General features: G+C 49.6%; 6 protein-coding genes, 2 rRNA genes and 1 riboswitch. All 8 genes read left to right on the top strand.

The genetic code is table 11. The features are described 5' to 3' along the window. The first annotated feature begins 67 nt into the window (after nt 1-67). Complete coding sequence (locus tag QF041_RS16710; protein WP_076217185.1) at nt 68-1,057, top strand: AAA family ATPase; 990 nt, start codon at nt 68-70, stop codon at nt 1,055-1,057. Beyond that, nucleotides 1,054-2,319 (top strand): DUF58 domain-containing protein, encoded by a 1,266-nt coding sequence (locus tag QF041_RS16705; protein WP_307415001.1) that lies wholly within the window; start codon nt 1,054-1,056, stop codon nt 2,317-2,319. The genes QF041_RS16710 and QF041_RS16705 overlap by 4 nt, the downstream gene beginning before the upstream one ends. Further along, nucleotides 2,306-4,669, top strand: a complete 2,364-nt coding sequence (locus QF041_RS16700) for a transglutaminase-like domain-containing protein (RefSeq protein ID WP_307415000.1) — start codon at nt 2,306-2,308, stop codon at nt 4,667-4,669. The genes QF041_RS16705 and QF041_RS16700 overlap by 14 nt, the downstream gene beginning before the upstream one ends. Nucleotides 4,670-5,049: 380 nt before the next feature. Beyond that, complete coding sequence (gene guaA / locus QF041_RS16695) at nt 5,050-6,588, top strand: glutamine-hydrolyzing GMP synthase (RefSeq protein WP_307414998.1); 1,539 nt, start codon at nt 5,050-5,052, stop codon at nt 6,586-6,588. Between the two features lie 240 nt (nt 6,589-6,828). Next, the gene (locus QF041_RS16690) at nt 6,829-7,080 is read left to right on the top strand and encodes a hypothetical protein (RefSeq protein ID WP_307414997.1); all 252 of its coding nucleotides are present in this window, start codon (nt 6,829-6,831) and stop codon (nt 7,078-7,080) included. A 402-nt stretch (nt 7,081-7,482) separates the two neighbouring features. Beyond that, nucleotides 7,483-7,582, top strand: a riboswitch (purine riboswitch). Between the two features lie 171 nt (nt 7,583-7,753). Further along, nucleotides 7,754-9,130 carry an NCS2 family permease gene (locus QF041_RS16685; RefSeq protein ID WP_076320372.1) on the top strand — a complete coding sequence of 459 codons (1,377 nt, stop codon included), beginning with the start codon at nt 7,754-7,756 and terminating at the stop codon, nt 9,128-9,130. A gap of 771 nt (nt 9,131-9,901) precedes the next feature. Further along, nucleotides 9,902-11,454 (top strand): 16S ribosomal RNA (locus tag QF041_RS16680). 305 nt (nt 11,455-11,759) lie between these two features. Next, a 23S ribosomal RNA gene (locus QF041_RS16675) occupies nt 11,760-14,688 on the top strand. The 16S and 23S rRNA genes sit together here, the layout of an rRNA operon. Nucleotides 14,689-14,706: the final 18 nt, after the last annotated feature.

Genomic DNA, 14,706 nt, shown 5'->3' with positions numbered 1-14,706 from the left:
CCGGGCAACACTGAATCATAGATTACTATGGTTCAGGAATGCTGATGAAAGGAAGGAGATCAGAGAAATGTCTTATATCCGAATGGAACATGAACATGCTGTTGAATTGTTAAACAGGGTCATGAAGCGTGTTGAGAGTGTGATTATTGGCAAAAAAACAGAGATTCGTTATGTCCTCACTGCAATGCTCAGTGGGGGGCATGTACTTCTGGAAGATGTGCCGGGTACCGGGAAAACGATGCTGGTTCGTGCCGTTGCTTCTGCACTGGACTGCTCCATGGGCCGGATTCAATTCACGTCCGATGTCATGCCGGCAGATGTTACGGGCACTTCAATCTATCATCCACATACAGCTGAATTCAAGTTTCGGCCCGGACCGGTCATGTCCAACGTTGTCCTGGCTGATGAAATAAATCGCGCTTCACCACGCACTCAGTCTGCCCTGCTGGAGGCAATGGAGGAACGACGTATTACGGTTGATGGCACAACTTACGCCTTGCCACGCCCGTTCTTTCTACTGGCGACACAGAATCCGTTACAGTTCGAGGGTACGTACCGTCTGCCTGAAGCGCAGCTGGATCGATTTATCATGAGAATTGGACTGGGGTATCCCGATCCGGAACAGGAATTGGAATTGTTAACCCGCATGCAAGGTAGAGAAGCGCTTGATGAACTTCGCCCTGTCCTGCTTGCTGAAGAGGTCGTAGCCATGCAGCGTGAAGTCAAACAGGTACATGTTGATCCCGTCGTCAAACAGTATCTGGTGGCCGTTGCTGTAGCCTCTCGCAGCCTTCCTGCGGTCAGACTGGGCATCAGTCCGCGTGGAACACTGGCCTGGATGGCTGCGGCGCAGTCATTTGCCTATCTTCAAGGACGCAGTTATGTCATCCCGGATGATGTGAAAGAGGTAGCTGTGCCTGTCCTTTCCCACCGTATTCAATTGAAGGCCCAGAACAGAGCGGAGGTTTGGGGGCAAGTACAAGTCATTGAAGAAGCATTGTCATCTGTCCCGGTACCTGTACAAATGGCATCGCAGGGAAGGGGACGGAGGCAATGACTGCGCTGGGACAACGGATTGTAAGTGCTGTCTTGGTGGTGGCTTTTGTTTCCTTGTATCAGTGGCATGGGGGCAAAGCGGCGTTGTTTCTATCCGTTATAGCTTTCTTGATGTTCACAGGAGGTCTGCTTCTCCATTGGTTCGGACCACGGCGTATTCACATCCGTCGGAAAATACACGCGAACCGGATTGAGGCAGGCGAGCAGGTACGGGTTCTGGTCGAGCTGGAATTCAATTGCCGTATTCCATTGTTATGGATCGTTCTGTGTGAGAACACACCAGCAGGTGTTCATCGCAAATTGATTTTCCCGGGAACACGGCGACAATTTTCCTATCAATATGAATGTTCCGGGTTACGCAGAGGAGTCTACAGATGGGATACGGGCAGATTGTACTGGGGTGATATGTTTGGCTGGAATACCCTCTCCGCAGAGACCGAAGGAGGTACACCCCTGATTGTTGTTCCTCAAGCAACGGCTTGGGGGAAGGGTGATTCGATAGAATTCGCAGCGATGATCGAAGGGACTCTGTCGGAGCGAAGAAATAGCCAGGGAAACCGTAGCCCTGAGTTCCGTGAATATCAGCAAGGGGATCCACTGGGACGTGTTCATTGGAAAAGTACAGCCAAAACGGGACAACTTCAGACCTTTCTGCCCGATACCACGGATCTTGCCTCGCTGGGCATCCTTGTGTATGAAGGCGCGTCGGGGTATGACGTAAAACAACGGGAGAACATGGATGCACCTGCTTTTGAACGAGTGGTTCGTGCAGCTGCCCGCTGGATTCATACTGCTGAGCAGGATGACATTCCTTATCATCTGTGGATGGAAGGCGGCGATAAGAGCTATGATGCACAAGATCAATGGCAACATGGGCCGTTCCATGCAGATGATGAGGATCATGGACTGGACAAGCTAGCGGGAGCGCGAATATCCAAATCACAATCAACCTCTGTTTCGCTCCGAACGGAGATGTTGGATGGACTGGCGAGCGGGTCGCGAATTGTGGTTCTCACAGGTAAGATAGATCCGATTCTGGCCGAATGGATCATGACTGCAATCGGGTTGGGTTATCGTGTCGAGGTGCAATTGACTGAAGCGAACCAGAACCAGTTAGGATCAACAGATAGATTGATGAATGGATTGGGATATGACAGCTTAAGTTTGGAGCGGCTTCGTCACAGCGGGGTGCCGATCCACGCGATTACAGATGTTGCGTTATCTTCATTGGGAAAGGTGGAGGTAACGGATGTGGGAGCGTAATCGTAACCAGCAACCCAATTCCACTGTGGCCGACTTAGAGTTAACGGACCGTACGAGAATAGAATCGGCCTATTCTGTATATAAAGCTGTGAACCAGAATTCTGTGACGGACATAAAGGATGAGGGATATGTTAGCGTACCTGTCTTGTACAAAATTGTTATTTCGGCCATTTTACTTATACTGTCTCTGGAGTGGATATATCCGGTTACATCATCAGATCAGCAGGGCAGTGAACGGTTCTTGTCCGTAATGGCGGGATTAACGGGAGCATTGTTGCTCGCGGGGTTAATTCGTACAGGATGGATCACCGGAGTACTGATCCGATTATTCATTGCACTCGCTGCTTTATGTCTGATGTACGGAGGAAGTGATCCTGCCCGTTGGGCGGCGGCTTATCCGGGAATATTTTCAGCGGATATGGACACTTTTATAAATAACTGGCGATTCCACTCGATTAGTACAGAAACGAGAGGGTTGTTCATGATGTGCGGCTGGAGCATGCTCATGGCTTCTGTGCAATCCCTCGTATTGTTACGTCGAAGCGTTATGCTGTTTGGCAGTGCAACGCTGCTCTATTTGCTTTTGCTTGAATCCTTTGCGGGGCTGGATGTGTATGCTTCTGTAATACGGTCTGTACTATGGACTTTTCTTATTCAGGCTCTGCTTCAGCTACTACGTCTCAATGGAGGAGTCACGACTCCGAGTTATCGCGTCAGCCCCTATGGTCGTTGGAGTGCAGTAACTATCGTTGTTTCCGCAGCTATGGTGCTTCTCTCCGCGTTACCTGGCCAGTTTGCTTCCATTCCTCAACCGGAACGCATATCTCTGGAACAGATGGGTGAACGTATAGCTCGATGGGCAGGTTATACACAGCACAGTAGTATCCCTGCTGCAACGGCAGTCACGGGATATAGCACAGCTGACGCGCCTATGGGAGCACCGTTGGTGCAGGGGAATTCCATCTTTTTTATAGCGAAGAGTCCAAAAGTGACGTATTGGCGAGGGGAGACCCGTTCATATTATAACGGTAGTACTTGGAGTGATCCGGGTCAAAGTTTTGAAACAGCAAGTCCATCCGGAATGCTGCGAGCTGATGGTTGGGAGAATCCAACCTATTGGAATCGCATTCGCCAAACCGTTACGATGCAGCGAGAGTGGAAAGGGCCAAATCCACTCTTTACCGGGGGCATACCGGTCAACGTATCGTTCCAGGATAAGAACAAGGATAATCAGGTAAACATGTTTTCTTTGCTGTCTAATCGCGATTCGGCAACATTGTGGCTCGCGAGCTCAGGGGACGATAAGATAGTTAAAAATTATTCGGCAGACGTCATGGTTCCTGTCGCAACACCTGAACAGTTACGTCTGCTTGGGGAAACGAATAAAGGGAAAGATCCGGCAGCCATTCGGAGGGACTATCTGCAATTGCCTACATCACTCCCCGGTCGAGTGCAGACGCTCGCCAAGGAAATCATTCAAGGCAGTGAGACTCGGTATGACGCTGTGCAAGCTGTAAAGACTTATCTGGCTGCTCATGCCGAGTATACGTTGGATACCCGTATGCCACCGCGAGGAACAGATTTTGTGGATGATTTTCTATTCGTCACCCGGCAGGGGTATTGCAATCATTTCTCCACAGCTATGATTGTGTTACTTCGTTCGGAAGGTATCCCCGCACGCTGGGTTAAAGGCTTTGGCCCCGGAGTTGCTGACCCGGATGTGCCCAGTCAGTATGTGATTTCACAGGGAGATGCACATTCCTGGGTAGAGGTGTATTTTCCGGGTGCAGGCTGGATGCCGTTTGAGGCCACGCCAGGCTTCACCATGGCGCAAGGCGCGGGCGAAGGTGTCGCAGCGCTCGCCGGGCCGCAGCCTGTTGTGGAGAATCCGCCGTATATGAGCGGCGGATTGGGTTACGCGGGCGCATGGCTGCTTGCCCGCGCACGGGCCATTGCCGCGGAGCCATGGCTCGCGGCAGCCCTTGTGGCAGCGGCCCTGCTGGGTGCCGCTGCTCTGGTCGGCATGCGGCGGCTACGCCCCGCGCTGCGGATCAGGCTGCTGCTGGCGTGGCCGCGCAGCAGCTTTCCAGACCGCGAGCGGCTGCTGGGTGCCGCCGCTCCGGTCTGGGCCGCGCTCGCGCGCCGGTACGGCCCGCGGCCGCCGGGTATGACGCTGCGTGAATATGCAGCATCACCGGCTTTGGCCGCAGGCGCGGACGGCGCGGACATCGCGCGGTTTGCAGCCGACTGGGAACGGCTGCTGTACGGGCCAGACCGTCCGCTGCGCGCGGACAGTCTGGACTTCCTGCGCCGGGCACTTCGTCTGGCCCGGCGGTTGCAAGCGTTGTAACACAAGGATGTTACAACTTTACACCAAAGCTGCGAAGCTGCTGCTATACAATCGCTATCGCTTTCCAATAGAGCTTGGCCACTTCTAGGCAGATGAAGATCATCATTGGCTGGCGCATTGTTCTTTAAACGCAGCGTTTGGTTCATCGCTGCATGCCATACATAAGAAGCCTTTCGCGCTGCGCTGCGAACGAGGCGTCTTTCCACGATCATACACTTGACCCATCATCTTGCTGCCAAGCTTTCTATTCGAAATTTCATAATCGGAGGTATTCAATATGCCTTGTTTTGAAATGTCGAAAAAAGGAGTTTCGCCTTTCCTTGACGGTATGTTTTGTCGTTGCGTATAATTAGTTTCATTGAATTGAGGGAGGCACGGTAATGAATAAACCAAATGAAATAGTGGTTGTCCTTGACTTTGGGGGCCAATACAACCAGTTAATCGCCAGAAGAATTCGGGATCTCGGCGTATACAGCGAGCTTTTGCCGTATAACACACCGGCAGAGAAGATCGCAGAAATGTCACCACGAGGAATCATTTTCTCTGGCGGACCATCCAGTGTGTATGCAGAAAATGCACCACATGTGGACCCGGCTATCTATGATCTTGGACTTCCCATCTTCGGAATCTGTTACGGGATGCAACTTATGGCCCAGCAGCTTGAAGGTAAAGTAGAACGTTCCGAGAAGCGTGAGTACGGTAAAGCCGACATCGAGTTCGCATCTGGTGCTGCTCTCGCACAAGGTATTGACGGTGAGCACACAGTATGGATGAGTCACGGTGACCACGTGGTTACACTTCCTCCGGGTTTCAAACTGGATGCAGGCACGGAAAGTGCGCCAATCGCTGCAATGAGTAACGACGAGCGCAAATTGTATGCTGTTCAGTTCCACCCGGAAGTACGTCACTCTGTTCGTGGTAACGATATGATTCGTAACTTCCTGTTCGAAATCTGTGGTTGCGAAGGCAACTGGAGCATGGAGACATTCATTGAAGATACGATCAAAGATATTCGTGAAAAAGTGGGCGACGGTAAAGTTCTGTGTGCACTGAGCGGTGGCGTGGATTCTTCTGTTGTTGCTGCACTGCTACACAAAGCCATTGGCGACCAACTGACATGTATGTTTATCGACCATGGTCTGCTGCGCAAAGGCGAAGCAGAAAGTGTAATGGAGACGTTTGTCGGCAAATTTGACATGAAGGTTGTTAAAATTGATGCACAGGAACGCTTCCTATCCAAACTGGCAGGCGTGGATGATCCGGAACAAAAACGTAAAATCATCGGTAACGAGTTTATTTACGTATTTGATGAAGAATCCAAGCAATTTGATGATTTTGAATTCCTGGCGCAAGGTACACTGTACACAGATATCGTGGAAAGTGGTACAGCAACTGCACAGACCATTAAATCCCACCACAACGTGGGCGGTCTGCCTGAGGACATGAACTTCAAACTGATTGAGCCACTGAGTGCCCTGTTCAAAGACGAAGTGCGTAAAGTCGGCGAAGAATGCGGTCTGCCTGAAGCTATCGTATGGCGTCAGCCTTTCCCAGGTCCGGGTCTCGCGATTCGTGTGCTTGGCGAAGTAACAGAGGACAAGCTCAAAATTGTTCGTGATTCGGATTACATTCTGCGTGAAGAAATTATCAAAGCCGGCCTTGATCGTGAGATCTGGCAATACTTCACAGCCCTGCCGAACATGAAGAGTGTAGGCGTAATGGGTGATGCGCGTACGTATTCCTACACTGTAGGTATTCGTGCCGTAACGTCCATCGACGGTATGACTGCTGACTGGGCACGTATCCCTTGGGATGTGCTGGAGAAAATCTCTGTACGGATCGTTAACGAAGTCGATAACGTAAACCGTATCGTCTATGACGTAACTTCCAAACCACCTGCAACAATCGAGTGGGAATAGGGTATAGACTCTTAACGATAGATTATAAAAAATGCTCTTTTATCTGCGGTATTTCGCAAATAAAAGGGCGTTTTTTTATAAGAAAAATTGTGATCCAATTTTCATTGGGGTACTTTTTAAAAATAATATACTCTCAATATTAATTCCGTTTTAAAGTTCACTTCATGATCCTTTCAGGTCGGGCCTGTACAATAAGTACATACTAAGAGCTATATGGCTACTGAAGGGAGAATTGAATGTATGCGTAAAACCGACTATATGAGCAAATGGAAGATGGGCATTGGAAGTGCGTTTCTGATGGTGATGCTGGCAGGGTACGGTTCAGAAATGCAAGACTTGGCCTCCGGTTCGGGAGAATTTCCATTTGTGAACTTAGAGGCAGCGGATGCTTCTTCCGATCAGTCCAGTAACCAGGAGCTATCCTCTGACACAACAACGAATGCAAATCAGGAACAACAAGAGATACAGGATGCTCCTCAGACAGAGATATAATTAACATAGGACTGATCCGGCAAAAAAAATGCTCCGGAACATGTCGCAAATTGCTCCATGTACCTAATGAATAAACGCCTTCGGAATACGAGACATCGTTATTCCTAGATCATCATTCACCTGATTGCTAAAACGCATCAGAAACATAAGCTAGCCTGATTAGAGCGCTTCTGCTCTTTGATCAGGCTAGCTTTTTATGTTATCCTGCGGAACTTTCAGTCTGACAGAATGGACATATCCCATTGAGATCTCATCGAAAAAAGCGTATTCAAATGGGTTGTAAACCGCTGAACTGGTTCAATCTGTTAAATAATACGAACGATATTATAAAAGGGCGAGATTAATATTCGTTTTTCTCATTGACAAAAACATACTGCCCTCCTAAAATAGTGATGGGAAACAAACAAATAGCGCATACTTATTCGTATAATCCTGGGGATTGGCCCGGGAGTCTCTACGAGATCACCCTAATGATCTGGCTACGAAGAGGAGAAGGCTAAGCACATGAATTCTACATGATTGCGGGGACATCACGCACATTAGAATTTTTTTTGTTCTTAGTAAAGGCATCATGCCACTCCTTGTCAGCTGAACCCTGGGTGAAGAATTTTCATCAGGGTCATTTGTCGTTTTTCAATATGGCTTCAACATCTCTAAGGGGGAGTTAGTAATTATGGATCGTTTCTTTAAATTAAAAGAAAACGGAACAAACGTTAGAACGGAGATTGTTGCGGGTCTCACTACGTTTATGACAATGGCTTACATTCTTTTTGTAAATACGTTGTTCTTGGGACAAGCCGGTGCAGGGATGTCGGATAATGCAGTATTTTTTGCAACAGCCGTCGGCGCCGGATTAATGACTATTATTATGGGATTGTTCGTGAATATTCCGATCGCACTTGCACCAGGTATGGGGCTGAATGCGTACTTCATGACTGTCGTTCTAAGTTCGAATGGAGCGATTACTTGGCAAGCAGCTCTCGGAGCGGTATTCCTTTCCGGTATCGTGTTCATTATTTTGACCGTGACGAAGATTCGTCAAATGCTGCTTGTTGCAGTTCCACAGTCGATTAAAATGGCCATTACGGTTGGTATCGGTCTCTTTATTACCATTATCGGTTTCAAACTTGCTAATCTCGTGGCTGTAACAGTTAATGTTGCACCAGACGCAGATCTGAGTCAGCCGATTCCAGGTAGCAGTTTTAATCTATCATTGGGTAACTTTATAACACATCATGATGCATTGCTGGCCCTGATTGGTTTGCTCCTTATTGCTATACTGATGGTTATGCGCGTCAAAGGCGCTCTGCTGATCGGGATCGTAGCAACAACGCTGATTGGTATTCCGATGGGCGTTACGAATCTGAGTGGTCTTTCAGGCGCAAGCTGGTTGCCTAATTTCAGTGATCTGGCGGTTGGACAGCTGGATTTGAAAGGTGCCATCAGTCTCGGATTGTTCGAGATCATCTTCATCTTTACCTTCGTTGAATTGTTCGACACGTTTGGTACGATGGTAGGTACTGCAACACGTATGGGGATTATGAAGGATAAGAAAAAAGGCGAGAAAACGATCGGTAAAGCGATGCTCGTCGATGCCGTTGGTGTCAGCGCAGGTGCTGCACTGGGTACAAGTACCATTACAGCATACGTTGAAAGTGCTTCAGGTGTTGAGGCAGGTGGACGTACAGGACTGACTTCGGTAACGACAGGTTTGTTGTTCATTTTGGCCCTGTTTATCGCTCCGCTTGCGCTGGTTGTTCCATCCGCTGCGACGGCTCCGGCATTGATCATCGTGGGTGTCCTTATGATGAGTCAAGTACGCAGCATCGAGTGGGATGATTTCCTGCAAGCTTTCCCCGCGTTCCTTACGATTGTATTGATGCCTTTCACAGGTGGAATCGCAAACGGGATCTCCGCAGGTATCGTATCTTATGTGATTCTGGCGGTGTTCAGTAACTTGGTTACAGAGCGTAAAGTGAAAATTCACTGGCTTATGTGGATCTTGGCGCTCATTGTAGTCTGCCGATACGTATTTATTGGCGGGGAGTAAGCGTACATTAGTTTTAATGAAGAATACGGAGATAAGTTTGTTACCTTATATATGAGAAAGAAGCGGAAGCCACGGGATTTAAACCCGGAACTTTCGCTTTTTTTGTTTTCCTTTTTTGATCAAAATGAATTTCAAAAATGTTTTCCTTCTATATAGAAGGAATGAGTATAATGTTCTATGATCTGTTGGTTGTTTATCCAATGAAATCATCGGTTAATAAGTTCTATAACGCGATGAGTCTGTACTGTATACAACTTGATTTCTCTATAATTGGATTAGGAATCATATGAAAAACCTTTTTGCGTATGTGAGTTAATTACTCCGATCATTAAAGTTAGTGCGCAGATGTATCATTTAGTCGGTTATAAGGAGATACTTGTTAAAAGGTCTACAGGGTACTCATTTTATAAGAATTTAATGTTTATCGAAAAAAGACTTGCGTTCCATAACTGTACATGGTATATTCTATTTCCGGCCAAAAAAACACGAGATACACGGTGCGGCAAGCAAATAAATAAGCTTCGAAAGAAACTTAAAAAAGAGCTTGCAAAGTTGGTTCGGACATGATATTATATAAGAGTTGCTGAAGAGAACGACATTCGGTAACAAAATAAGTTTGATCTTTGAAAACTGAACAACGAGTGAGTAAACATTCTGCTTGCAGAATGAACGCGAAAGTTGGAGACAAGCCTTGGCTTGGATCGACTGGAGCACAAATGAGATTTTTAATCTCGTCAGATTCAAAATGAGCTTATCGCTCTTTTCAATACTTTATTGGAGAGTTTGATCCTGGCTCAGGACGAACGCTGGCGGCATGCCTAATACATGCAAGTCGAGCGGACTTGAAGAGAAGCTTGCTTCTCTGATGGTTAGCGGCGGACGGGTGAGTAACACGTAGGCAACCTGCCCTCAAGTTTGGGACAACTACCGGAAACGGTAGCTAATACCGAATAGTTGTTTTTTTCGCCTGAAGAGAACTGGAAAGACGGAGCAATCTGTCACTTGGGGATGGGCCTGCGGCGCATTAGCTAGTTGGTGAGGTAACGGCTCACCAAGGCGACGATGCGTAGCCGACCTGAGAGGGTGATCGGCCACACTGGGACTGAGACACGGCCCAGACTCCTACGGGAGGCAGCAGTAGGGAATCTTCCGCAATGGGCGAAAGCCTGACGGAGCAATGCCGCGTGAGTGATGAAGGTTTTCGGATCGTAAAGCTCTGTTGCCAGGGAAGAACGCTTGGGAGAGTAACTGCTCTCAAGGTGACGGTACCTGAGAAGAAAGCCCCGGCTAACTACGTGCCAGCAGCCGCGGTAATACGTAGGGGGCAAGCGTTGTCCGGAATTATTGGGCGTAAAGCGCGCGCAGGCGGTCATTTAAGTCTGGTGTTTAATCCCGGGGCTCAACCCCGGATCGCACTGGAAACTGGGTGACTTGAGTGCAGAAGAGGAGAGTGGAATTCCACGTGTAGCGGTGAAATGCGTAGATATGTGGAGGAACACCAGTGGCGAAGGCGACTCTCTGGGCTGTAACTGACGCTGAGGCGCGAAAGCGTGGGGAGCAAACAGGATTAGATACCCTGGTAGTCCACGCCGTAAACGATGAGTGCTAGGTGTTAGGGGTTTCGATACCCTTGGTGCCGAAGTTAACACATTAAGCACTCCGCCTGGGGAGTACGGTCGCAAGACTGAAACTCAAAGGAATTGACGGGGACCCGCACAAGCAGTGGAGTATGTGGTTTAATTCGAAGCAACGCGAAGAACCTTACCAGGTCTTGACATCCCTCTGACCGGTACAGAGATGTACCTTTCCTTCGGGACAGAGGAGACAGGTGGTGCATGGTTGTCGTCAGCTCGTGTCGTGAGATGTTGGGTTAAGTCCCGCAACGAGCGCAACCCTTATATTTAGTTGCCAGCACTTCGGGTGGGCACTCTAGATAGACTGCCGGTGACAAACCGGAGGAAGGTGGGGATGACGTCAAATCATCATGCCCCTTATGACCTGGGCTACACACGTACTACAATGGCCGGTACAACGGGCTGCGAAATCGCGAGATGGAGCCAATCCCAACAAAGCCGGTCTCAGTTCGGATTGCAGGCTGCAACTCGCCTGCATGAAGTCGGAATTGCTAGTAATCGCGGATCAGCATGCCGCGGTGAATACGTTCCCGGGTCTTGTACACACCGCCCGTCACACCACGAGAGTTTATAACACCCGAAGTCGGTGGGGTAACCGCAAGGAGCCAGCCGCCGAAGGTGGGATAGATGATTGGGGTGAAGTCGTAACAAGGTAGCCGTATCGGAAGGTGCGGCTGGATCACCTCCTTTCTATGGAGAATCGTTTCCTGCAACGGAAACATTCAAATATGCAGCTTAGCTGCAAAACACTCACTCGTTGCTCAGTTTTGAGAGCTCAAACTCTCAAACAGCTTGCTTTTGCATGGAGCTTGTTCTTTGAAAACTAGATATCGAAACGAAACAAACGCGAATTAGAACATTCCTTTTTAGCTGAACTTGTGTAAACAAGTTTCAATAAAAACGGTAGATTGCACGTACGATGGTATCGAATGGGAGCGACTTTAGGCTTTGCGCAAGCAAAACAAGGGAAGCGAGCAGTCGAAACCGGAGCACGAGGTTAAGCTACTAAGAGCACACGGAGGATGCCTAGGCGCTAGGAGCCGATGAAGGACGTGGCGAACAACGAAACTGCCTCGGGGAGCTGTAAGCAAGCTTTGATCCGGGGGTGTCCGAATGGGGAAACCCAGCTGGGGTAATTTCCAGTTACACCTAACTGAATACATAGGTTAGTGTGAGGCATACCAGGGGAACTGAAACATCTAAGTACCCTGAGGAAGAGAAAACAATAGTGATTCCGTCAGTAGCGGCGAGCGAACGCGGAGAAGCCCAAACCAGAGAGCTTGCTCTTTGGGGTTGTGGGACGTCTCACATGGAGTTACAAAGGAACCGGTTAAGCGAAGAGGTCTGGAAAGGCCCGCCAAAGAAGGTAAAAGCCCTGTAGTTGAAAGTTGGTTCCCTCCGAGACGGATCCCGAGTAGTGCGGGGCACGTGAAACCCCGTATGAATCCGGCAGGACCATCTGCCAAGGCTAAATACTTCCTAGCGACCGATAGTGAAGCAGTACCGTGAGGGAAAGGTGAAAAGCACCCCGGAAGGGGAGTGAAATAGAACCTGAAACCGTGTGCTTACAAAAAGTCAGAGCCCGTTTTAGGGGTGATGGCGTGCCTTTTGTAGAATGAACCGGCGAGTTACGTTCCCGTGCAAGGTTAAGGTGAAGAGCCGGAGCCGCAGCGAAAGCGAGTCTGAATAGGGCGACTTAGTACGTGGACGTAGACCCGAAACCGGGTGATCTACCCCTGTCCAGGGTGAAGGTGCGGTAACACGCACTGGAGGCCCGAACCCACGCATGTTGAAAAATGCGGGGATGAGGTGGGGGTAGCGGAGAAATTCCAATCGAACTCGGAGATAGCTGGTTCTCCCCGAAATAGCTTTAGGGCTAGCCTCGGAAAACAGAGTCGTGGAGGTAGAGCACTGATTGGGTGCGGGGCCCGCAAGGGTTACCAAGCTCAGTCAAACTCCGAATGCCATAGACTTACTTCCGGGAGTCAGACAGTGAGTGCTAAGATCCATTGTCAAAAGGGAAACAGCCCAGACCATCAGCTAAGGTCCCCAAGTGTGTGTTAAGTGGGAAAGGATGTGGAGTTGCACAGACAACCAGGATGTTGGCTTAGAAGCAGCCACCATTGAAAGAGTGCGTAATAGCTCACTGGTCGAGTGACTCTGCGCCGAAAATGTAACGGGGCTAAACACACCACCGAAGCTATGGCTTGATGCTTTGCATCAGGGGTAGGGGAGCGTTGTATAAGGGTTGAAGGTGTACCGTAAGGAGCGCTGGACATTATACAAGTGAGAATGCCGGTATGAGTAACGAAAAGATCAGTGAGAATCTGATCCGCCGAAAGCCTAAGGGTTCCTGAGGAAGGCTCGTCCGCTCAGGGTAAGTCGGGACCTAAGGCGAGGCCGAAAGGCGTAGTCGAAGGACAACAGGTCGAAATTCCTGTACCACCGTAAGCCGTTATGAGCAATGGGGGGACGCAGTAGGGTAGTGACGCGGACTGATGGATGTCCGTCTAAGCAGTAAGGCTGATGTGTAGGCAAATCCGCACATCATTAAGGCTGAGCTGTGATGGGGAGCGAAAATTATAGTAGCGAAGGTCATGATCTCACACTGCCAAGAAAAGCCTCTAGCCAGGTGAAGGTGCCCGTACCGCAAACCGACACAGGTAGGCGAGAAGAGTATTCTAAGGCGCGCGGAAGAACTCTCGTTAAGGAACTCGGCAAAATGACCCCGTAACTTCGGGAGAAGGGGTGCCCCGGTAGTGTGAATAGCACGAGGGGGCCGCAGTGAAAAGGCCCAAGCGACTGTTTAGCAAAAACACAGGTCTGTGCGAAGCCGTAAGGCGAAGTATACGGGCTGACGCCTGCCCGGTGCTGGAAGGTTAAGGGGAGTGGTTAGGGAGTAATCCCGAAGCTGTGAACCGAAGCCCCAGTAAACGGCGGCCGTAACTATAACGGTCCTAAGGTAGCGAAATTCCTTGTCAGGTAAATTCTGACCCGCACGAATGGCGTAACGACTTGGGCGCTGTCTCAACGAGAGATCCGGTGAAATTTTAATACCTGTGAAGATGCAGGTTACCCGCGACAAGACGGAAAGACCCCATGGAGCTTTACTGCAGCTTGATATTGAATTTGGGTACGATCTGTACAGGATAGGTGGGAGCCTTTGAAGTGTGAGCGCCAGCTTGCATGGAGGCAACGTTGGGATACCACCCTGATCGTATCTAGGTTCTAACCTGGTACCGTAATCCGGTGCGGGGACAGTGTCAGGTGGGCAGTTTGACTGGGGCGGTCGCCTCCTAAAGAGTAACGGAGGCGCCCAAAGGTTCCCTCAGAATGGTTGGAAATCATTCGAAGAGTGCAAAGGCATAAGGGAGCTTGACTGCGAGACCTACAAGTCGAGCAGGGACGAAAGTCGGGCTTAGTGATCCGGTGGTACCGCATGGAAGGGCCATCGCTCAACGGATAAAAGCTACCCTGGGGATAACAGGCTTATCTCCCCCAAGAGTCCACATCGACGGGGAGGTTTGGCACCTCGATGTCGGCTCATCGCATCCTGGGGCTGAAGTAGGTCCCAAGGGTTGGGCTGTTCGCCCATTAAAGCGGTACGCGAGCTGGGTTCAGAACGTCGTGAGACAGTTCGGTCCCTATCTGTCGTGGGCGTAGGAAATTTGAGAGGAGCTGTCCTTAGTACGAGAGGACCGGGATGGACGTACCGCTGGTGTACCAGTTGTTCCGCCAGGAGCACCGCTGGGTAGCTATGTACGGACGGGATAAACGCTGAAAGCATCTAAGCGTGAAGCCCCCCTCAAGATGAGATTTCCCAGTATGTAAGACCCCTTGAAGACGACGAGGTAGATAGGCTGGGGGTGGAAGTGCAGCAATGCATGGAGCTGACCAGTACTAATCGGTCGAGGGCTTATCCAATAGCAAGTTGTAATTCGC

Source organism: Paenibacillus sp. W2I17 (assembly GCF_030815985.1).
GTDB lineage: Bacteria > Bacillota > Bacilli > Paenibacillales > Paenibacillaceae > Paenibacillus.
Note: the sequence above shows the minus strand (reverse complement) of the source record. Positions and strands in the feature narration are given on the sequence as shown.

What these genes read in the sequence shown, in the direction of transcription:
- QF041_RS16705 (WP_307415001.1), top strand. Translation starts at nt 1,054, where the DNA reads ATGACTGCGCTGGGACAACGGATTGTAAGTGCTGTCTTGGTGGTGGCT.
- QF041_RS16700 (WP_307415000.1), top strand. Translation starts at nt 2,306, where the DNA reads ATGTGGGAGCGTAATCGTAACCAGCAACCCAATTCCACTGTGGCCGAC.
- QF041_RS16690 (WP_307414997.1), top strand. Translation starts at nt 6,829, where the DNA reads ATGCGTAAAACCGACTATATGAGCAAATGGAAGATGGGCATTGGAAGT.
- QF041_RS16710 (WP_076217185.1), top strand. Translation starts at nt 68, where the DNA reads ATGTCTTATATCCGAATGGAACATGAACATGCTGTTGAATTGTTAAAC.
- QF041_RS16685 (WP_076320372.1), top strand. Translation starts at nt 7,754, where the DNA reads ATGGATCGTTTCTTTAAATTAAAAGAAAACGGAACAAACGTTAGAACG.
- guaA (WP_307414998.1), top strand. Translation starts at nt 5,050, where the DNA reads ATGAATAAACCAAATGAAATAGTGGTTGTCCTTGACTTTGGGGGCCAA.